Source organism: Vibrio sp., assembly GCF_050299255.1.
In the GTDB taxonomy this organism is placed as follows: domain Bacteria; phylum Pseudomonadota; class Gammaproteobacteria; order Enterobacterales; family Vibrionaceae; genus Vibrio.
The window spans coordinates 22,825-44,182 of record NZ_JBNKVP010000016.1; the positions used below are offsets into that span (position 1 = coordinate 22,825).

Below are 21,358 nucleotides of genomic sequence, written 5' to 3' on the forward strand. Positions count from 1 at the left end.
TTTTAGGTAGGTAATTATTATGAAAAATGCACTGCATTTTGGTGCCGGTAACATCGGCCGTGGATTTATCGGTAAACTGCTGGCCGATGCTGATATTCATGTCACCTTCGCTGACGTTGACGCACCGCTAGTCGATCAACTCAGCCACGACCAGCAGTACAAGGTAAAAGTGGTCGGAAACGAATGCAAAGTCGACACCGTACAGCACGTTACAGCCGTTAACTCCGCCAGTGACGCCGTTATCGACCAGATTGCCACCACCGACTTGGTTACCACTGCCGTTGGGCCCAATGTGCTGGATATTATCGCCAAGACCATCGCCGCCGGCATCAGCCGCCGCTTCGAGTCGGGCAATACTCAGCCGCTGAATATCATCGCCTGTGAAAACATGGTCCGTGGTACCAGCCACTTAAAACAGGAAGTGTATAAGTACCTTGACCCAGAACTGCATGACCAGGCCGACCAACTGGTGGGTTTCGTCGATTCAGCGGTAGACCGTATCGTACCACCGGCCGATGCCGCCAACGATGACCCGCTGGAAGTGACCGTGGAAAGCTTTAGCGAATGGATCGTCGACCAGAACCAGTTCAAAGGCGACATTCCGCAAATCGAGGGCATGGAAAAAACCGATAACCTGATGGCGTTTGTCGAGCGTAAGCTGTTTACCCTCAACACCGGCCATTGCGTCACCGCCTATCTTGGCGGTTTGAAAGGGCATAAAACCATTCGCGACGCGATTAACGATCCGGACATCCGCCACGACGTCAAAACCGCGATGGAACAGAGCGGTGAAGTATTGATCCGCCGCTACGGTTTTGACCGCCAGCTACACGGCGCCTACATTGAGAAGATCCTTGGCCGTTTTGCCAACCCGTTTCTGGTCGATGAAGTCGACCGGGTCGGCCGTCAACCGATTCGCAAATTGGGTCAAAACGATAGATTAATAAAGCCATTACTCGGTACAATAGAATATGGCACCGAAAACAGCGCCTTGTTAAAAGGCATTGCCGCCGCGCTGAAATATACTAACGCAACAGATCCGCAAGCGGTTGAGTTGCAAACCAGCTTAGCCGAGCTGGGAGTGCGTAAAACCCTGGCCAAATATACCGGCCTGGACGAAAACTGTGACGAGCTGGCTGTCGTGGAACAGATTTTCAATACGCTTTGAATCAATGGGGAGCCTGGCTCCCCATATAAATACAATTGTTATGAGTTTATGGTAGTTAAAATCAACGAAACCGAAATCATTGAGAGACTGAACAGTGCGACTTCGGTGCGCGGATTTTTCATCGCCTCGGTCGATGTACTCAATGAGTCCATCGAAGCGCTGATGCAGCGGATCTTCCGCAAGGATAACTTCGCGGTCAAATCGGTCGTGGAACCTCTGCTGCACGACACCGGCCCGCTGGGCAACTTATCGGTGCGGCTCAAGTTGCTGTTTGGTCTGGGCGTGTTGCCAGACGACATTTACCACGATATCGAAGATATTATTAAGCTGAAAAACAAACTCAACAGCGATGGCTGTGATTACGAGTTTACCGATCCGGCCATTCTGGACACCATCCAACAGCTTAACCTGGTGCAAAAAATGGGCATGGTGCAGTTACCGATCAATGAACCCGACGGCGATATCGATATCCACTTTTACCAACTGCAAATCCAGCGTCAGCAGCAGGTGATCAAATCCGGGCTGTCACTGGCGATCGTCGAAATTTGCAATGAACTGGCTAAGGATAGCCCGTTCTAATCCAGCCTGCTCTGTATTCAAACTCCTGACACGATAGGGCATTTCCCATTTTCGGATAGCGTTTACGCACGCTTTGCCCCCCCTTATCCACTCGTGACTTATCCGGCAAAATGCAAATCGGGATCTTTCTCTTAGTTTGGATATTCATCTAGCAGATGGGCACGGATGGCCCCCAAGTTTTCCTAATTAAAGCGAAGACTTTTCGCTGCTAACCAGCAGTTTATTCCAAATGCAGCATATATGTTCGCTCGATGTGCTATTGACGATAATATCCTCTAATCGGACAGTAGTGACGGATTACAATCATAATAACAACGAGGATGTTACCAATGACCCTGCCTTTCAAAACCATACCGATCGCATTACTGGCCGCATCGCTGGCTGTGGTTTCCTTTACCTCCGCCGCGGCGGAAAAAGTCTATCGCCTGAAACTGGCGGAAACCTGGGGGCCGAATACGCCTATCCTGGGGGACGCGTCGAAAAACATGGCCAAACTGGCTAAAGAGATGTCAAACGGCCGGCTGGATATCCGCATCGATTCGGCCAACAAACATAAAGCACCGCTGGGCGTGTTCGACATGGTGAAATCCGGCCAGTATGACCTGGGCCACTCCAGCTCTTACTACTGGAAAGGCAAGGTACCGAATACCCTCTATTTTTCGTCAATGCCATTTGGCATGACCACCATGGAACAGTACGCCTGGTTCTATCGTGGCGGCGGTATGGAACTGATGCAGCGCGTGTACGGCCCGCATAATCTGCTGTCGTTCCCCGGCGGTAACTCCGACATTCAGATGGGTGGCTGGTTTAAGAAAGAGATCAACTCGGTGGATGACCTTCAGGGGCTGAAAATGCGCATTCCGGGCTTTGCCGGCGAAGTACTGGCGCGTCTGGGGGCCAAACCGACCAATATCGCCCCGGGCGAAATGTACACCGCACTGGAGCGTGGCACTATCGACGCCCTGGAATGGGTCGGCCCGGCCTTTGACCTGCGGATGGGTTTCCAGAAGATTGCCCCTTACTACTACACCGCCTGGCATGAACCTGGGTCCGAGACTCAGTTCCTGGTTAACAAGAAAACCTGGAGCACACTGCCTGACGATCTGAAAGCCATTCTCGAGACCGCTTTCCGCGTCGCGGCATTTGATATGTACACCCAGGCGCTGGACGAAAATGCCACCAGCTGGTCGAAGATGAGCCAGGAGTACCCGGATATCAAAGTTCGCAGTTTCCCACCTGAAGTATTGAGCCAATTGAAGCAGGCCAACGCCGCGCTGCTGAAAGAGCAGGCCGACAGCGATCCGCTGGCGAAAGAGATCCTCGATTCACAGGCGCATTACCTGCAAACCATGCGTAACTGGACTCACATCTCCCTGCAGGCTTACCTGAACGATCAGGACAAATAAGCCTCTGAAAAGCTTAGCGAATAGCGCACCTATCTGGTGCGCTATTTTATTATTGCACCATCATGATTCGCCAGCAGGTCAACGCCCCGCTACTGACCTGACAATATGCCAGTAATGCCACTGTCGTTGGTGAATATCACCACTTGAACGCGATATTGCCACCCAGATCCTCTTAGCCACATAAGGTACAACAATTGCTAATAAATCAATAATTTATTGATATAGCGAGTACCATTAATGCAATTGAGCCCTTCAGAACAGAGCTGGCTGCCCTGGTTTGGTCCAACCGGCAAACTGGCAATGAAAAAAGCCTGCTACCTCAACCGCCGCCGCGTCCCATCCCTGGAACAGACTTTTGAAAACATTGCCCAAACCCGGGTAAAACTGCTCACCACCTGGGCGGAAAACCAGTGGGACTTCCTGCGCGACGCGGCATTCTATCTCAACACCAAATCGCCGGACGGCTACCCGGATGCACTTGACCGGTTGCTGCAGCGCAGCCCGGATTTTTCTGAACTGTTTATCGTCGATAGCCGCTGTACCATCAGCCACTCTAGCTACCGGGCCAGCGTCAACCAGGCCCACCGCCATCCTCAGGCTCTGGCAGAGGGGCGCCAGCAACCTTTCCTACACGGCCCTTACATCGACCCGGTGACCGACACCATCGGCCCGTCCAGCTCTAAGTTTCACGATGCGGTGACGCTGATGTTTTACCAGCCGATGTTACCCGGCCAGGCTGACGGTCCGGTATTGTGCGGCCGGGTGCCCAATGACGTGCTGGGTGACCTGATCCAGCGCGAAGCCGGACATATCTACAGCGAGTCCGGCGACAACTACCTGTTTATGGTCAAAGCCAACTTTGATTCCAGCATCGCCCCCGGCACCGCGCTGTCGCGCTCGCGCTTTGAAGATAGCACCTTCTCCCACGGCGAGAACCTGAAGCAGGGCATCCGCACCAACTGGGGTACGGTACAGGTGCGACACCACACCGAATTTGAAGTGATATTTAATGACCCGGCGACCAAACAGCTCCATCCAGGGGTGCGGGAAACCATTCGCCACGGTGCCAACCTGTATGTGGAATACCCCGGATACTCCGACTACCGTCATATTCCGGTGATCGGTAAAGGAGTCACGTTCAGCCTGCCCGGTTCCAAGGATAGCTGGGGCATGATGTGCGAATCGGATTTGGAAGAGGTGTACCGTCACCGCTCGTTGAGCCAGCGGCTGACCCGGCGCTTTACCTGGGCTTCGCTGGCGCTGATCGCCTTCCCACTGCTGCTGCAGCACCTGTTTGCTCTGTCGCCGTTATACAGCGCCGGTCTGTCACTGCTGTTTCTCTGGCTGGTCGCGGCACAGTTTCGCCAATTCAGCATCAAACCGCTGGCCGATAATCTGGAGCAGATGACCCAGGTGATGCGGATTCTGGCCGAAGGCGATGGCAACCTGACCCAGCGGCTCGATCCGAGCAAGTTTAAAAGCGATGAAACCGGCGACCTGGGCCGCTGGACCAACAGCTTTATCGACAACCTGCAATCGCTGATGGCCGACCTAGCTTTCGCCAGTCGCGAGGTCAATCAGGTCTCCGAGTCAATGTTCCGCAGTTGCCAGCGGCTATCCGGCTCCAGTGAGCAGACCACCCAATCGATCACCGAGTTACTGGCACTGGCCAAAAACCAGGGCCAGGAGATTGCCTCGGCCAACGACAACGCCAATCAGATGCACCAGCTGATGTCAGACTCGGTGCAGAGCGCACGGCAGGAGTACCAAAAAGCGGCAGAAGCGGCTGAACAGATCAAACAGATCGTGCAGGCGTCCGCTAACAGCGTCGACCAGGTCAACGCGGAAATGACCAAGATCGGTGATATTGTCTCTTTGATCACCGACATTACCGCGCAGACCAACCTGTTGGCACTCAACGCGACGATCGAGGCCGCGCGGGCCGGTGAGCACGGCCGCGGATTTTCTGTGGTTGCTGATGAAGTGCGGGTACTGGCGGATCGCACCTCGCACGCCGCGCAGAATATCGGCGAGCTGATGACCGAACTGCATCAGCAGTCGGATACTGCGGTCACCTTTATGCAGCAGGGCATCGCCAATGTGGAAAGCAGCAGCCAGGTGATCGACGTCAGTCAGCAGAACCAGCAGCTACAAACGGCCGTCAACCAGCTGTTCAGCGTGATCCAGCAACTGGCGCAAAACAGTGAAGACAATACCCAGACGGCCGACCGGGCTTCCGAGACCACCACATTATTGCAGCAGGAATCGCACCAACTGGCACGCCGTACCGCGCTGATGAAAAACTCGCTCACCCGGCTGGATCAACTGGTGGGTCGCTTTGAGCTTTAATAAAAAAATGCCTCACTCTGAGGTGAGGCCAAACTGAAAGAAAGTACCTAGGGGGTATCGATCACTAGGGTAAAGGAAAATACTGGCCACCTTAGTGTGGCGTTAGCTTGCGCGGCGGTTTAGCCCACCGCCAGCGGCGGCTGCCGGGACTGGCTCTGATACCAGCTGACACACTCCTGTGCCAGTGCCAGGGTGGCGTCCAGAGTCGCGTGGCGCAGCTCGGATTCAATACTGTCGAGAGCAAACGGAATTTCGGTGCAGCCGAGAATGGTCGACTCAAACCCCGCCTCCAGCATCGCCGCAACCTGCTGCTCCAGCATGCGGGCACCGCTTTCAACCTGGCCCGATTTAACCGCATAAATCGCCGCCATTACCTGCTGCTGCTGAGCCGGGTCCGGGTAACCCACTTCGATACCGTATTCACTCTCCAGCAACTGGTAAATACCGGCATTGACCGTCCCTTGCGTGGCCAGTAGTGCCACCCGGGAGATGTCACGCTGCCTGAGCTGGCGGGCACAGCTATGGGCAATGTGCAGGATAGGTACCGGGCTGATACGCGTTAAATCCTGGTGCCAGTAGTGGGCGGTATTGCACGGTATGGCGATCATGCTGCAACCACTGGCGACCAGCCGGTTCAACCCCTGGCTCAGTGCCGCCAGCGGCGATTCAGTGCCCGACACGATGCACGAAGTACGGTCCGGGATCTGCGGCACCGAATGGACGATCATCGGAATATGACTCTGGTCGTCACTGGCGTGGGTATTGCTGATCACCTTTGCCATAAAATCCACGGTGGCCATCGGCCCCATTCCACCTAAAATTCCTAACACGTTAACCTCGGCTGTTGCGAAGACTGGATGCTATTTAAATTAATCTTTTCAACGCCGCTGGCTAATGCTTATTTTTTGGCCCCATGCACGAAACGCATAATGGCCGATGACCCGCTAACCCGATAAGCACCAACTTGCGCAAAGGGAATTATTTTCTGACACCCAGCCTCAGAGTGGTTTATGATTCGGCACTGTTCTGGAAGGCAGGCAGCCAGGCTGTGCGCTGCGCGGGCACCAATTGACTTACCCGGCGGCCACTCTTACATTAACAAATGATTAACACAGTGGATGGTGGCGAATGAATATCGAAAGTAAGTGGTTGGAAGACTTTTTGTCCCTGGCAGAAACCCGCAGTTTTTCGCGCTCTGCCAAACACAGGTTTGTCACCCAGCCCGCTTTCAGCCGCCGCATACGCGCTCTGGAACAGGCGCTGGACTGCCAGCTGTTTGACCGCCACTCCACTCCGATCCAGCTTACCCAGGCTGGGGCCATCTTTCAGATTTCGGCCAAGAATATCGTCCGCCAGCTGAACGAATGCGCCGACCATATTCAGCACGTTGAACAGCAGGCGAAAGTGATCGATTTTTCCGTTTCGCATGCGCTGTCGCTGTGCTTTTTTCCCGAGTTTATCCAGAGCCAGCAACCCTATCTGCGCGGCGTCCAGTCGCGCCAGTTGGTGGCCGATGTCGACGACAGCATCCATTCGCTGAAAAACGGCAGCAGCGATTTTCTGATCGCTTTTGACGACGGCAGTATGAACAGCCCGAAATTTCAAAAGCTGGAACTGACCACGACCGCGTTGCTGCCGGTGTGTGCACCGGACGCAAACGGCCAGCCGAGCTATGATCTCGACAGCCGCAGTAAAGCCAATATTCCTTACCTCGCCTACCCGGACCAGATCTATCTGGGACGCTGCGTGCACCACCTGCTCAATCAGACCAGCCACCCGCTGGCGCTGCACAAGCAGTTTGAATCGTCACTGGCCGATTCGCTGCGCATGATGGCGATGCAGGGCCTCGGCGTGGCCTGGGTTCCGGCGCTGTCGGTGAAAACCGAACTGGCCAGTGGCAGCCTGATCGAATGCGGCGGAGAGCGCTGGCAACTGCCGCTGACCATCAGCCTGTTCCGCTGTGACCGGCCCTTGTCACCTGCCGCCGAACAGTTATGGCAGGAGCTGTGTCGCCAGTTTCCGCAGACCGAAGAGCAGGAACTGCCGCTATGAGGCTGGCCGTACTGACCAGGCTTAGCCTGACGCTGACACTAAGCCTGCTGGCCCTGCCCGGCTTGGCTCAGCAGGTGATCCGTGTCGGCGGCGACTGGAACTACCCACCGTATGAGTTTATCAACGAAAACGGCCTACCGGACGGTTACAACACTGAACTTACCTACGCCATCGCCGACCTGATGGGGCTGGACGTTGAAATCACCCTCGGCAACTGGGATCAGATGCGCAATCAGCTCCAGAGCGGCGACATCGACGTGATGCAGGGGATGGTGTTTTCAGCCCAGCGGGCGAAAAATTACGAGTTTTCACCACCGCACGCCATCATCACCCAGTCGATTTTCGCCCGTAAAGGCAGCGATGAAATCACCAGTCTGGAGCAGTTACGCGGTAAAAAGATCGTTGTCCAACGCGGCGGTTTTATGCATGACTTTCTGTTGCAGCAGGGTTTTGATCAGGAAATCGTGCTGGCCGAAACCCATGTCGAAGCGCTGAAGTTTCTGTCCAAAGGCGACTACCCGTATGCCATCGTCGCCAACTTGCCCGGGCTGTATATTGAAAAAGAGAACCAGTTTGGCAATATCGAAGTGGTCGGCAGCATGCCGAGTATTCAGCGCTACGGATACAGTGTACTGAAAGGTAACGATGAGCTGCTGGCTAAGTTCAGCGAAGGGCTGGCGATCCTGAAAAAAAACGGCCGCCAGCAGGCCATTTACGACAAATGGCTTGGCGCGCTGGAACAGCAACAGATGCCCTGGATCCGCTGGGGTAAAAGTGCCGCCATTGCCGCGCTGATCCTGTCGCTGGCGCTGGCGGCAATTGGCTTGTGGAACCGCTCGCTGGCCCGCCAGGTCCAGGCACGCAGCCGTGAACTGGAAAAACAGCACCAGCAGTTGATCCAGGCCGATAAAATGACCTCGCTCGGCATCCTGGTCTCCGGAGTGGCGCACGAAATCAACAACCCCACCAGCCTGCTGCTGCTGAATCTGCCGATGCTGAAAGACGTCTATCAGGACCTGGAGCCGCTGCTGGATCAGCACCAACAGCAGCACGGTGATTTTACCCTGGCCGGGCTGCCTTACAGCCGGATGAAACAGGAGCTGCCGCTGATGCTGGAAGATATGCAGGCCGGCACGGAACGGATCAAGCGCATCGTCACCGACCTGCGCGACTTTGCCCGCCAGGAGCCGGACGACTACCGCGAGCAGGTCGACATCAACCAGGTCACCGAAGCGGCGGTGCGAATGCTGGACAACACCATTCGCCAGTCGACTCAGCAGTTTCGTCTGCAACTGCAACCGGACCTGCCCACTTTTCTCGGCAGCAGCCAGCGTATCGAACAGGTGATCATCAACCTGATCGTTAATGCCTGCCAGGCGCTGACTTCGCCGGACCAGGCGATCGCCGTGCGCAGCGAACTGTGCCGCGACGGCTGGATTCAGCTGTCGGTCCGCGACCAGGGGTGCGGTATTGAGGCGGATAACCTGGCCCGGCTGAGTGACCCGTTTTACACCACCAAACGCGAAGTGGGTGGCACCGGGCTCGGCCTGTCGGTGTCGTCCAGCATAGTCAAAGAGCACCGTGGCGAGCTGATTTTCGACTCCCGCCAAGGCAGCGGAACCACGGTCCGCCTCAGGTTACCTGCCAGCGCTCACCACCCACACCAGCACAAGAAGTAACGAATCATGCCAAGCTATCCAAATTTTGCCGTGTTACTGGTGGACGACGAACCCTCGTTCACCCGCAGCCTGTCCCTGTCGCTGGAGCGCCAGGGCGGCATCAACCACCTGCTTAAGTGCAACGATAGCCGTCAGGTGATGGCGCTACTGGATCAACAGCCGATAGGACTGGTGCTGCTGGACCTGACCATGCCGCATATCTCGGGCGAAGAGCTACTGCTGCAGATCGCCGAGCAGCACCCGGACGTGGTGGTGATCATCGCCAGCGGCCTGAACCAGCTCGATACGGCGGTCAAATGCATGCGGCTTGGCGCGTTTGACTACATCGTCAAAACCGCTGATATCAGTGCCTACCTGGCCAGTATCAATAAAGCCATCAACCAGATCGAAACCCGCCAGCAGACCGACAAGCTGAAAGATAAACTGCTGCACAACGCGCTGGACAGACCGGAAGCGTTTGCCGCCATCGTCACTCAGGACGCCGCCATGCTGGCGATATTCCAGTACCTGGAAACCATCGCCGATTCGCGTCAGCCGGTGATGCTGCAGGGTGAAAGCGGTGTGGGCAAAGAGCTGTTCGCCCACGCGGTACATAAGGTGTGCAACCGTAAAGGGCCAATGGTCAGCGTTAATATCGCCGGACTGGATGACCACATGTTCTCCGACACCCTGTTCGGCCATACCCGCGGCGCCTTTACCGGGGCAGAAAAAGCCCGCGCCGGGATGATCGAGCAGGCGGCTGGCGGCACGCTGTTTCTGGATGAGATCGGCGATCTGGACCCAAGCTCGCAGGTGAAACTGCTGCGGCTGCTGCAGGAAGGCGAGTACTACCCGCTCGGCAGCGACCGGCCCAAGCGCATCGATGCCAAAATCGTCGTCGCTACCCATCAGGATCTCAACCAACTGCAACAACAGGGCAAGTTCCGCCGTGACCTGTACTACCGGCTGATGACCCACAGGGTAGAAATCCCGCCGCTGCGTCAGCGCAGCGGGGATATTCCGATGCTGGTCAACTATTTTGCCGACACCATCAGCCAGGAGATGGCACGCGACAAGCCGACCATCAGCAGCGATGCGCTCCAGCTACTGGCAGGCTACAGTTTTCCGGGCAACGTGCGCGAGCTGAGAGCGCTGCTGTACGATGCGATTTCTCGCAGTGGCAGCGAGGGCTTAACCGCCGCGACATTTCAGGAGTACCAGCTGCAGAGTTCGCCCAACCAGCTGGCCTCGGTCAGTCACGATGACCTGCTGACCCGCTGTCACGCTCTGCCGACTCTGCAGCAGATCGGCGACCTGCTGGTCAATGAAGCGATGCGACGCAGTAATGGCAATCAGTCGATGGCGGCCAAGATGTTGGGTATCTCCCAGCCGGCGCTGAGCAAACGACTGAAAAAGCAGTCCGAAGCGCCATTATAACTTTGGTTATAACCGATAACTTAAGTTATAACCCACTAACAATCCCCTTACACACTGGCGCTTCGGCGCCAGTTTGCTTTCTGGCTATAACCCTGGTTATAGCTCCTATCCATCACATTGATGCCAATTGAGCAATCAATCAAAATAAAACCATCAAAAACAACAAGTTAACATCAAGTTAACCGTCTGGCATCACTTTTGCTACTCAGGCTAATCATCTACTCAACATAACGATAAAGGACAGCCTGTGACTGCGCCACTTACCTCCCCCGAATTCCGCACTGAGCGCGACCTGCTCGGCCCGCTTGAGATACCCAGCCACGCCTACTACGGTGTTCAAACTCAGCGGGCGTTGAACAACTTTGATCTCTCCGGTGTGCCGATCAACCACTTCCCGGAGCTGGTCAACGCGCTGGCGACGGTCAAACTCGCCTGCGCCAAGGCAAACTGTTCACTCGGTCAGTTAAGCGATGACAAACTGACCGCGATCAGCCACGCCTGCCGCACCATTATCGGCGGTCAGCATCACGATCAGTTCCTGGTCGATATGATCCAGGGCGGCGCCGGCACCTCAACCAATATGAACGCCAACGAAGTGATCGCCAATGTCGGCCTGGAATACCTCGGCCGGGACAAAGGGGATTACCAGGCGCTGCACCCGAATAACGACGTTAACTGCTCCCAGTCTACCAACGATGCCTACCCGACCGCGGTTCGGCTGGCGGTATTGATCAAGCACCACGAGCTGGTCAGCACCCTGACCAACCTGAAACAGGCGTTTGCCGACAAAGCCGAGCAGTTCCAGCACGTGATCAAAATGGGCCGCACCCAGCTGCAGGACGCGGTACCGATGACGCTGGGTCAGGAGTTTCACTCTTTCGCCACCACTCTAGGAGAAGACATCGACCGCATCGCCGGACTGTCTGAGCTGCTGAAAGAGGTTAACCTGGGCGGCACCGCCATCGGCACCGGCATTAACACCCTGCCCGGCTACTCGGAGCTGGCGGTCGGCCACCTGGCCGAGCTGTCCGGTTTCAGCTTTGTCGCCGCCAGCGATCTGGTGGAAGCCAGCTCGGACATGGGCGCCTTTGTGCTGTTCTCCAGCATGTTAAAACGCCTGGCGGTGAAGCTGTCCAAGATCGCCAACGATTTACGCCTGCTCAGCATGGGACCACGCTGCGGGCTGAACGAGATCAACCTGCCGGCGCAACAGCCGGGTAGTTCGATCATGCCGGGCAAGATCAACCCGGTGATCCCGGAAGCGGTCAATCAGGTCGCCTACCAGGTAATCGGCCACGACATGGCGGTCACCATGGCGGCGGAAGCCGGCCAGCTGCAACTGAATGCGATGGAGCCACTGATCGCCTACAACGTGCTGGATTCGCTGCGGCTGCTGACCAAGGCGATGGAAATGCTGCGCAGCAAGTGTGTGGTCGGCATTACCGCCAACGAACAGCGCTGCCGTGAACTGGTCGATAACAGCATCGGTATCATCACCGCCGTAAACCCTTATATCGGCTATGAAAATGCCACCCGTATCGCCAAGCAGGCGCTGGAGCAGAACGTCAGCGTGATCGAACTGGTGCTGCAACAGGGCCTGATGAGCCAACAACAGGTGGCGGAAGTCCTTCAGCCACAAAACATGATTTCACCTCAGCCTTTGAAAGGCTAACTCGACAACCGATCTACAAAGGAATAGAACTATGCAAAATGTAACGGAACCAACCAAGCGGGGCGCCTGGGCGCAGCTCGCGTTATGGAAGAAGATCCTGCTGGGTATGATTGCCGGTGTTGCCGTGGGAAGCGTGCTTGGCCCGGAGGCCGAATACCTGAAACCTATCGGCACCCTGTTTATTAACCTGATCAAAATGCTGATCGTGCCGCTGGTATTCTGCTCGTTGATCGTCGGCGTGACCTCAATGAAAGACACCAGAAAAATGGGCCGCATCGGCGCCAAATCGGTGGTGCTGTACCTGATGACTACCGCGCTGGCAATCACCATCGGCATCGGCCTGTCGATCGCCATCGTCCCCGGTGCCGGCGTCGAAATGACCGCCAACGCCGCGGCAGCGGGCAAAGAGGCACCAAGCCTGATCACCACCCTGCTGAACATTATTCCGAAAAACCCGGCCAACGCGCTCTCTTCCGGTAACATTCTGCAAATCATCTTCTTTGCACTGGGACTGGGTGTCGCCCTGTCGATGATCGGCGAAAAAGCCGATCCGGCGGTTCGCTTTTTCGAAAGCCTGGCGGAAGCCATGTACAAGCTGACCGAACTGGTGATGAAGTTTGCCCCTTACGGTATCTTCGGCCTGATGGCCTGGGTATCGGGCAAATACGGTCTGGAAATTCTGCTGCCGCTTGGCAAGGTGATCCTGGCGGTTTACCTCGGCTGTATCCTGCACGTACTGGTGGTTTACAGCGGCTTTATCTCAGTTCTCGGCCGTCTCAATCCGAAACCGTACCTGAAAGGCCTGCTCAACCCGGCGGCAGTAGCATTCACCACCACCAGCAGTTCAGGTACTCTGCCGGCTACTATCCAGGCGGCGCGCAGTGAAATTGGCGCCTCTAAAGGTGTGGCCAGCTTTGTCGCCCCACTTGGCGCCACCATCAACATGGACGGTACCGCTCTGTATCAGGGTGTCTGTGCGCTGTTTATTGCCCAAGTGTTTGGTGTTGACCTGTCCACCTCTGACTATCTGCTGATCATCACCACCTCTACCCTGGCTTCCATCGGTACGGCCGGTGTACCGGGTGCCGGTCTGATCATGCTGTCGCTGGTGCTGACTACGGTAGGACTGCCGATGGAAGGCCTGGCGATCGTCGCCGGTATCGACCGTATCCTCGACATGGCCCGTACCTCAGTCAACGTTTGTGGCGACCTGATGGTAACCACTCTGGTGGCGAAGAGTGAAGGCGAACTGGACGAAAGCATCTACTACGCGGACAACTCTCAGTCCAGCCAGGCCGAACTGGCCAAACAGTCTTAACCCGTCTCCCCCGGGTCAAAGCCGCTGCTCCCTCGCAGCGGCTTTTTTTGTTTCTGACTTTCTATATCTACGGCGATCTCCCCCCTCCCCACCGGTACAGGCTGATGTCACCACAGCTTAAGTGGCCAATGAGGCAGTAACTGCAACATTTCAGCCACTTAAAACCGGTTGCCCCATTACCCCTGGTTAAATTGGAAAGGTTTACAAAAAAACACAACCACCCTGAATGTCAATAAATGCGGCCACTGTAGTTTCGATCAATTCAGATTAGCAATAGCTAGCATCACAATTAAAACAGTGATGGATAGCACAAGGTGGCAAATTTTCCGGCTAAATCGGTTAATTTTGTATCAGTAACGCTTTTATTCGGCCAAATTCGTGATAGATTTTATTTTGTAAACGTTTCCAATAATGATAATCCTACAGGACAGAGAAGACGATATGAATAAGCAAATGGTAAAAGGAATGGTGGCCAGCGCGGTCGGTATTGCTTGTTTCAGCCAGGCGGCATTGGCAAAGGACATCACGGTTTGGGCCTGGGATCCTAACTTCAACGTCGCCATCATGGAGCAGGCGGCAGAAAAGTACGAAGCCAGCCATCCAGGTGTCGACGTTAAGGTGATCGACTTCGCCAAAGCCGACATCGAACAGAAACTGCATACCATGCTCGCTTCCGGCGTGACGAGCGCCCTGCCGGATGTGGTACTGATTGAAGACTACAACGCGCAGAAATACCTGCAGTCCTATCCGGGCTCATTTGCCCCGATGACCGACGTGGTCGACTACAACCAGTTTGCCCCCTACAAAGTCAACCTGATGACCCTCAATGGTGAGGTGTACGGTCTGCCGTTTGATACCGGCGTTACCGGCCTTTATTACCGTACCGATATCCTGGAAAAAGCCGGCTTTAGCGCCAGCGATCTGGAAAACATTACCTGGCAGCGCTTTTTAGAAATTGGCCAGCAGGTGAAACAGAAAACCGGCGTGGCGATGCTGGGTAACGATCCATCCGATCTTGGCCTGATCCGGGTGATGATCCAGGGTGCCGGCAGCTGGTACTTCAACCAGGATGGCAGCCTGAACATCAAAGACAACCAGGCGCTGAAAGAGAGTATCGCCGTCTTCCGTGATATGTACCGTACCCAGATTGCCCGCCCGACCGTTGGCTGGTCTGAATGGGTTGGCGCCGTCAACAGCGGCGCGGTCGCGTCGATAACCACCGGGGTGTGGATTACCGCCTCGGTGAAAGCCGGTCAGGATCAACAGGGCAAGTGGGCCGTGGCCCCGACACCGCGTCTGTCTGTCGAGGGGGCTAAGAACAGCTCTAACCTCGGCGGCTCGAGCTGGTACGTGCTGAATGCCTCAAACAGCAAAGCCGAAGCGATCGACTTCCTCAACGCCACCTTTGGCAGCGATAAAGAGTTCTACAACCAGATCCTGGCAAAACAGGGCGCGGTGGGCTCCTACCTGCCTGCCGGCAACACCCCGGCTTACCAGTTCGCCGATAGCTACTTCAACCAGCAGAAGATCTACGCCGACTTCAACAAATGGGCGGCGGATATCCCGGCGGTCAACTACGGCATGTACACCTATGAGGTGGACGCCGCGATTGCCGCTCAGCTACCCAGCCTGATGCAGGGCGCACCGATCGACAAGGTGCTGGAAAGCGTCGAGCAACAGCTGAAGTATCAGATCCAATAATTGTCCTTCCTCCCCACTTGGCCGCTCGGTGAAGTGGGGCTTTTTTCTGGTGTCATTATGAGTGAATTGGTCAAGACGGTTTCGTCTGCTACCCAACGCAACAAAAACAGTTTTCAGCGTTTTTACGATATCAATGGCTGGGGATTTGTCCTGCCGGCGGTCACGCTGGTGGCGCTGTTTATGATCTACCCCATCGTAAATTCGCTGTGGATTTCGCTCCATTCCGGCCGCGGCGTGCTGATGGAGTTTGTCGGCTTTGGCAACATCACCCGGCTGTTTAACGATCCGGTGTTTATCAAAGCGCTGGCAAATACCTTTATCTTCCTGCTGATTCAGGTACCGATCATGATATTGCTGTCACTGGCATTGTCATCCTGCCTGAATTCGCCCAATCTCAAATTTCGCAGCCTGTTCCGGCTGGCGATTTTTCTGCCCTGCGTCACCTCGCTGGTGGCCTACTCTATCCTGTTCAAGAGCATGTTTTCCTACGAAGGGATAGTGAACTCGTTCCTGCTCTGGTGCGGCATTATCGCCGATCCGATTCCGTGGATGGCCGACCCGTTCTGGGCCAAGGTCACCATCATTATCGCCATCACCTGGCGCTGGACCGGCTACAACATGATCTTTTTCCTGTCGGCGATGCAGAACATCGACAAATCGATCTATGAAGCGGCGCGGATTGAAGGGGTCAGCCCGATTAAGCAGTTTTTCTTTATCACTGTACCGCTGCTGAAACCGGTGATCCTGTTTACCACGGTGATGTCGACCATAGGTACGCTGCAGCTGTTTGACGAGGTGGTCAACATCACCAACGGTGGCCCGGCCAACGAAACCCTGACCCTGTCGATGTACATCTACAACCTGTCGTTCAAGTTCGTGCCGAATTTCGGCTATGCGGCCACGGTTTCTTACGTGATCGTGTTCTTCGCCGCCGTGCTGGCCATCCTGCAGTTCCGAGTCGCGAGGGATAAATCATGAGTAGCAAAAACCGCCTCCTGCGCGCGCTGATGTACCTGTTTCTGAGCGGGTTCTCGCTGGTGTCGCTGTTCCCGTTTTACTGGATGCTGGTGTCGAGCACCAACACCACCACCGAGATCAACACCGGTAAATTCAGCTTTGGTGACCAGCTGCTGGTTAACCTGGCCAAGCTGAATGAGCAGATCGACCTGTGGCTGATTTTCTACAACACGTCGAAAATCGCCATCATCAGTACCCTGTTTACCCTGCTGATCTCCTCCATGGCCGGCTATGGCTTTGAAATCTATAAGAGCAAAGTGCGCGACCGGGTTTACAGCGCCATGCTGCTGACCATGATGATCCCGTTTGCCGCGCTGATGATCCCGCTGTTTACCCTGATGGCCAAAGCCGGGCTGCTGGATACCCATCTGGCGGTAATGCTGCCGACCATTGCCTCGGTATTCATCGTGTTCTACTTCCGTCAGTGCACCAAAGCGTTTCCGTCAGAACTGATCGATGCCGCCCGGGTCGATGGCGTCAAGGACTGGAAAATCTACCTGTATGTCTACATGCCGGTGATGAAAACCACCTACGCCGCCGCGTTTATTATCGTCTTTATGACCTCCTGGAACGCCTTCCTTTGGCCGCTGATCGTGTTGCAATCGGCTGAGTTGAAAACCATTAACCTGGTGCTCTCTTCGCTCTCTTCCGCCTATTTCCCGGACTTCGGCATCATCATGGTCGGCACGGTGGTCGCTACCATACCGACCCTAGCAGTGTTCTTTTTAATGCAGAAGCAATTCGTTGCCGGGATGACGGGCTCAGTAAAATAACGAGATATTCAAGATGAGAAGTTTTAAGCAAATTTTGTCTGCCCGTGAGTGGGAAAATCAGCATATCACCCACCACAATGTGCTGGAAGCGCACGCGCCACTGCACGCTTACCATAGCCAGACGGCGGCGAAAAACGGTGACCGCTCGGCCAACCTGCGCTCGCTTAACGGCCGGTGGAAATTCAAGTTGTTTGACCGGCCGGAGTCGGTCGATGAGCAGTGCGTCAGCCAGCAGTTTGACGACAGCCACTGGGATGAAATTCAGGTGCCGGGCAACTGGCAGACCCAGGGCTACGACAAACCGATATACACCAACGTTAAATACCCGTTTGCCGATACGCCGCCTTATGTGCCGGAGGACAACCCGACCGGCCTGTACCGGCTCAGTTTCCAGCTCGACCAACTGGAACCTGGCAAGCACCACACCCTGACTTTTGACGGCGTCAATTCCGCGTTCCACCTCTGGTGTAACGGCCACTGGGTCGGCTATTCCCAGGACAGCCGCCTGGCGGCCGAATTTGACCTGAGCCGCTACCTGCAGCAGGGCAGTAACCAACTCAGCGTGATGGTGCTGCGCTGGTCGGACGGTTCCTACCTGGAAGACCAGGACATGTGGTGGCTGAGCGGCATTTTCCGCAGCGTGACCCTGCGCAGCAAACCGGCGATTGCCATCGAAGATGTGGCGATCACCACCGAACTGGACGCCTGTTACCGCGACGCCCGCTTGCAGGTGGCCACCACGCTGAGCGAAAAAGGCCTGCCGCACCAGGTTGAAATCGAACTGTTTGATGCCGACGGCGAGAGCGTATTCGGCCCGTTAGCTGAGCAGAGCGGTCAGCGCATCATTGATGAGAAAGGCCCGTGGCAGGAAGTGGCAGAGCACAGCGTGAGCATCCGCGAGCCACTGAAATGGAGCGCGGAAGCGCCGCATCTGTACCGGCTGGTGGTCAGCCTGAAAGATGAAAGTGGTGGTTTGGTCGACTGCGAAGCCTATAACGTTGGCTTCCGCCAGGTTGAAATCAAAGATGGCCTGCTGCGGGTGAACGGTCAGCCGCTGCTGATCCGCGGCGTCAACCGCCACGAACACCACCCGGAAACCGGCCATAGCCTGAGCCGGGAAGACATGCTGGCGGACATCAAGCTGCTCAAACAGTATAACTTTAACGCCGTGCGCACCGCCCACTACCCCAATGATCCGCTCTGGTATGAACTGTGCGACCAGTACGGCCTCTACCTGGTCGATGAAGCCAATATCGAAACCCACGGCCAGTTCCCGATGTGTCGCCTGTCGGATGATGTCAGCTGGCTGGGTGCCTACCAGCGCCGTATCTCGCGGCTGGTGGAACGGGATAAAAACCACCCGTCGGTGATCATCTGGTCACTGGGCAATGAATCCGGTATCGGCAACAACCACCACGCCATGTACCAGTGGATCAAGCAGCGTGACCCGTCCCGGCCGGTCCAGTATGAAGGGGGCGGCTCGGATACCGCTGCGACTGATATTATCGTACCAATGTACTCGCGGGTGGATAAAGACCTCTACCACCATTTGGACAAGAGCGTCACGCCGAAATACGCGATCAAAAAATGGCTCGGCCTGCCGGGCGAACAGCGGCCACTGATCCTGTGCGAATACGCCCATGCAATGGGCAACAGCCTCGGCAGCTTTGACAAATACTGGCAGGCGTTTCGCGACTACCCGCGCCTGCAGGGCGGCTTTATCTGGGACTGGGTTGACCAGGGCCTGAGCAAGACCGATGCCAACGGCCAGCACTACTGGGCTTACGGCGGCGATTTTGGCGATCAGATCAACGACCGCCAGTTCTGCATCAACGGGCTGATTTTCCCGGATCGCAGCGTCCACCCAACCCTGCATGAAGCGAAGAAAGCCCAGCAGTTCCACCAGTTCAAACTGGTCAGCAGCCAGCCGCTGCGGGTTGAGATCAGCAGCGAATACCTGTTTACCGCCAGCGAAGGGGAACAGCTGCACTGGAACATCTGTGAAGACGGCCAGCCGTTAATCAGCGGCGAAACGGAGCTGTTGATCGCGCCGCAGGGCCAGCTGCAGGTTGAGCTGCTGGCAGAACTACCCGTTGCCAAGCCGGGTTGTGAATACCACCTCAATCTGAGCGTGATTCAGACTCAGGCAACCAGCTGGGCCGACGCCGGACACCTGATTTCCCGCGAGCAGTTTAGCCTGCCCTGCGCCGCCGCACTGCCGGCCGCCAAGCGCAACCTGTCCGGGGTACCGCAGGTGAGCTGCGAGGCAGGCCAGCTGGTGCTGCAGGCTGACCGGCAGACACTGCAATTCGACCTGGCTAGCGGCTACCTCCATTCCTGGCTGGTTGACGGCCAGCAAACCCTGCTCCAGCCCGCCAAAGATCACTTCTACCGCGCGCCGCTGGACAACGACATCGGCACCAGCGAAGTCGACCGGGTTGATCCCAACAGTTGGGTAGCCCGCTGGCAGGCCGCCGGCCTCGCCAATCTGGAAGCCGAGTGCATCGGCTGCCACCATTTCGCCCACCGTGACCATTACCAGGTGGAAAGCCGCTACCGTCACAGCTTTGCCGGCCAGTGCATGCTGGAAACCCGCTGGCACTACCGTATCTACCAGGATGGCGAAGTGGAGCTGGAAGTGAATGTCGAGGCATCGCCATCGCTGCCGTCGCTGCCGAGAGTCGGCCTTGAGCTGGCACTGACCGGCGATATCGACTGCGTCAGCTGGTATGGCCGCGGCCCGTTTGAGAACTACCCGGATCGCCAGTTGGCGGCCCATGTCGGCCGCTATCAGGCCACGGTGGAACAGATGCACACGCCGTACATCTTCCCGTCCGACAGCGGTTTGCGCTGCGATGTCAGACAGAGCCGTATCGGCACGCTAGAGGTCAGCGGCCAGCATCACCTGTCGGTCAGCCGCTACCACACCGATGTGATCGCGGCGGCGCGCCACAGCAACGAACTGCACGATAGCGGCCTGCTGTATGTGCGCCTGGACGGCTTCCACATGGGGGTCGGCGGCGACGATTCCTGGTCACCGAGCGTGCATCCGGAATTTACTCTGCAACAACCGCACTACCGCTACCAGCTCTCGCTGCGCATGACGGCAGCCACACAGGACAATTTTTAAGGTAAGTAAGATGGCAGATATCAAACTTTCTAACGTAATCAAACGCTATGGCGACACTGGTGTGATTCATGGTGTCGACCTGGATATCAAAAAGGGTGAATTCGTGGTGTTTGTCGGCCCGTCGGGCTGCGGCAAGTCGACCCTGCTGCGCCTGATCGCCGGCCTGGAAGAGATCACCGACGGGGTGCTGGAAATTGACCACCAGGTGGTGAACCATGTCGACCCGGCCGAGCGCGGTATCGCGATGGTGTTTCAGTCCTATGCCCTCTATCCGCACCTGACGGTGGAAGAAAACATGGGCTTTGGCATGAAGATGAACGGCTTCCCGAAACAAGAGGTTCGCCAGCGGGTGCAGCGCGCCGCCAAAGCGCTGCAACTGGATCATCTGATGGACCGTAAACCGAAAGATATGTCGGGCGGTCAGCGTCAGAGGGTGGCCATCGGCCGGGCGATTGTCCGTGACCCGAAAGTGTTCCTGTTTGACGAGCCGTTGTCGAACCTGGATGCCGAGCTGAGGGTCGACATGCGGTTGCAGATCGCCACCCTGCACCGTGAGCTGGACGCCACCATGATTTACGTCACCCACGACCAGGTGGAAGCCATGACTCTGGCGGATAAAATCGTGGTGCTGCGTGATGGCCGGGTGGAACAAGTCGGCACGCCACTGGAGCTGTACAACCGTCCCGATAACGAATTTGTTGCCGGTTTTATCGGTTCGCCAAAAATGAACATGTTGCCGGCCACCGTCACACAAGTGGGCGAGCAGAGCCTGACCCTGACCCTGCCCGACCAACAGTCGTTGACGGTCGCAGTGAACAGCGGACTGGTATCGGTCGGCGATAAAGTTACCTTTGGTCTGCGTCCGGAACACATTGCCCTGGATGACAGCGGCGATACCCGGCTGCAGTTTCACACCCAGGCGGTCGAACGGCTGGGCAACAGTACCTACCTGTTCGGTGAGGTGGGCGGTTACGACAACTACCGGGTCCACCTGTCCGGTGACAAAGCGGTACAGCGCGGCGACGCACTGGAACTGAGCTTTAACCTCGACAACTGCCATATTTTCTTCGAATCGCGTTGCATCTCAAACCGCTGATC

General features: G+C 56.3%; 15 protein-coding genes. 14 read left to right on the forward strand and 1 reads right to left on the reverse strand.

The window, feature by feature from the left end; translation table 11 throughout:
- The first annotated feature begins 19 nt into the window (after positions 1-19).
- From ACQY6F_RS06895 to ACQY6F_RS06910, 4 genes are all read left to right on the forward strand, one after another.
- The gene (locus ACQY6F_RS06895) at positions 20-1,168 is read left to right on the forward strand and encodes a mannitol-1-phosphate 5-dehydrogenase (RefSeq protein ID WP_428773196.1); all 1,149 of its coding nucleotides are present in this window, start codon (positions 20-22) and stop codon (positions 1,166-1,168) included.
- Between the two features lie 48 nt (positions 1,169-1,216).
- Positions 1,217-1,747: an MltR family transcriptional regulator gene (locus ACQY6F_RS06900; RefSeq protein ID WP_428773197.1), complete on the forward strand. Its 531-nt coding sequence runs from the start codon at positions 1,217-1,219 to the stop codon at positions 1,745-1,747.
- Positions 1,748-2,076: 329 nt separating this feature from the next.
- Complete coding sequence (locus ACQY6F_RS06905; protein ID WP_428773199.1) at positions 2,077-3,153, forward strand: TRAP transporter substrate-binding protein; 1,077 nt, start codon at positions 2,077-2,079, stop codon at positions 3,151-3,153.
- 237 nt (positions 3,154-3,390) lie between these two features.
- A complete protein-coding gene (locus ACQY6F_RS06910) occupies positions 3,391-5,502 on the forward strand; it encodes a methyl-accepting chemotaxis protein (RefSeq protein ID WP_428773200.1) in 2,112 nt (703 codons plus the stop codon).
- A 119-nt stretch (positions 5,503-5,621) separates the two neighbouring features.
- Here ACQY6F_RS06910 and ACQY6F_RS06915 read toward each other — a convergent pair whose 3' ends face one another.
- Positions 5,622-6,332: an aspartate/glutamate racemase family protein gene (locus tag ACQY6F_RS06915; protein ID WP_428773202.1), complete on the reverse strand. Its 711-nt coding sequence runs from the start codon at positions 6,330-6,332 to the stop codon at positions 5,622-5,624.
- Between the two features lie 298 nt (positions 6,333-6,630).
- Between ACQY6F_RS06915 and ACQY6F_RS06920 the strand changes: the two genes are divergently transcribed.
- The 10 genes from ACQY6F_RS06920 (at position 6,631) to ACQY6F_RS06965 (ending at position 21,356) form a co-directional block, all read left to right on the forward strand.
- The gene (locus ACQY6F_RS06920) at positions 6,631-7,554 is read left to right on the forward strand and encodes a LysR family transcriptional regulator (protein ID WP_428773203.1); all 924 of its coding nucleotides are present in this window, start codon (positions 6,631-6,633) and stop codon (positions 7,552-7,554) included.
- Positions 7,551-9,233 (forward strand): transporter substrate-binding domain-containing protein, encoded by a 1,683-nt coding sequence (locus tag ACQY6F_RS06925; protein ID WP_428773204.1) that lies wholly within the window; start codon positions 7,551-7,553, stop codon positions 9,231-9,233. The genes ACQY6F_RS06920 and ACQY6F_RS06925 overlap by 4 nt, the downstream gene beginning before the upstream one ends.
- 6 nt (positions 9,234-9,239) lie before the next feature.
- A complete protein-coding gene (locus ACQY6F_RS06930; protein WP_428773206.1) occupies positions 9,240-10,649 on the forward strand; it encodes a sigma-54-dependent transcriptional regulator in 1,410 nt (469 codons plus the stop codon).
- Positions 10,650-10,896: 247 nt separating this feature from the next.
- Positions 10,897-12,321 (forward strand): aspartate ammonia-lyase, encoded by a 1,425-nt coding sequence (locus ACQY6F_RS06935; protein ID WP_428773207.1) that lies wholly within the window; start codon positions 10,897-10,899, stop codon positions 12,319-12,321.
- Positions 12,322-12,352: 31 nt separating this feature from the next.
- Positions 12,353-13,639, forward strand: a complete 1,287-nt coding sequence (locus tag ACQY6F_RS06940; RefSeq protein ID WP_428773209.1) for a dicarboxylate/amino acid:cation symporter — start codon at positions 12,353-12,355, stop codon at positions 13,637-13,639.
- 441 nt (positions 13,640-14,080) lie between these two features.
- Positions 14,081-15,340, forward strand: a complete 1,260-nt coding sequence (locus ACQY6F_RS06945) for an ABC transporter substrate-binding protein (RefSeq protein WP_428773211.1) — start codon at positions 14,081-14,083, stop codon at positions 15,338-15,340.
- 57 nt (positions 15,341-15,397) lie between these two features.
- On the forward strand, positions 15,398-16,318 hold the full coding sequence (locus ACQY6F_RS06950) for a carbohydrate ABC transporter permease (RefSeq protein WP_428773213.1): 921 nt from the start codon (positions 15,398-15,400) through the stop codon (positions 16,316-16,318).
- A complete protein-coding gene (locus tag ACQY6F_RS06955; RefSeq protein ID WP_428773214.1) occupies positions 16,315-17,130 on the forward strand; it encodes a carbohydrate ABC transporter permease in 816 nt (271 codons plus the stop codon). Before ACQY6F_RS06950 ends, ACQY6F_RS06955 begins: the two co-directional genes overlap by 4 nt.
- Positions 17,131-17,143: 13 nt before the next feature.
- Positions 17,144-20,260: a beta-galactosidase gene (locus tag ACQY6F_RS06960; RefSeq protein WP_428773215.1), complete on the forward strand. Its 3,117-nt coding sequence runs from the start codon at positions 17,144-17,146 to the stop codon at positions 20,258-20,260.
- A gap of 10 nt (positions 20,261-20,270) precedes the next feature.
- On the forward strand, positions 20,271-21,356 hold the full coding sequence (locus ACQY6F_RS06965) for an ABC transporter ATP-binding protein (protein ID WP_428773216.1): 1,086 nt from the start codon (positions 20,271-20,273) through the stop codon (positions 21,354-21,356).
- Positions 21,357-21,358: the final 2 nt, after the last annotated feature.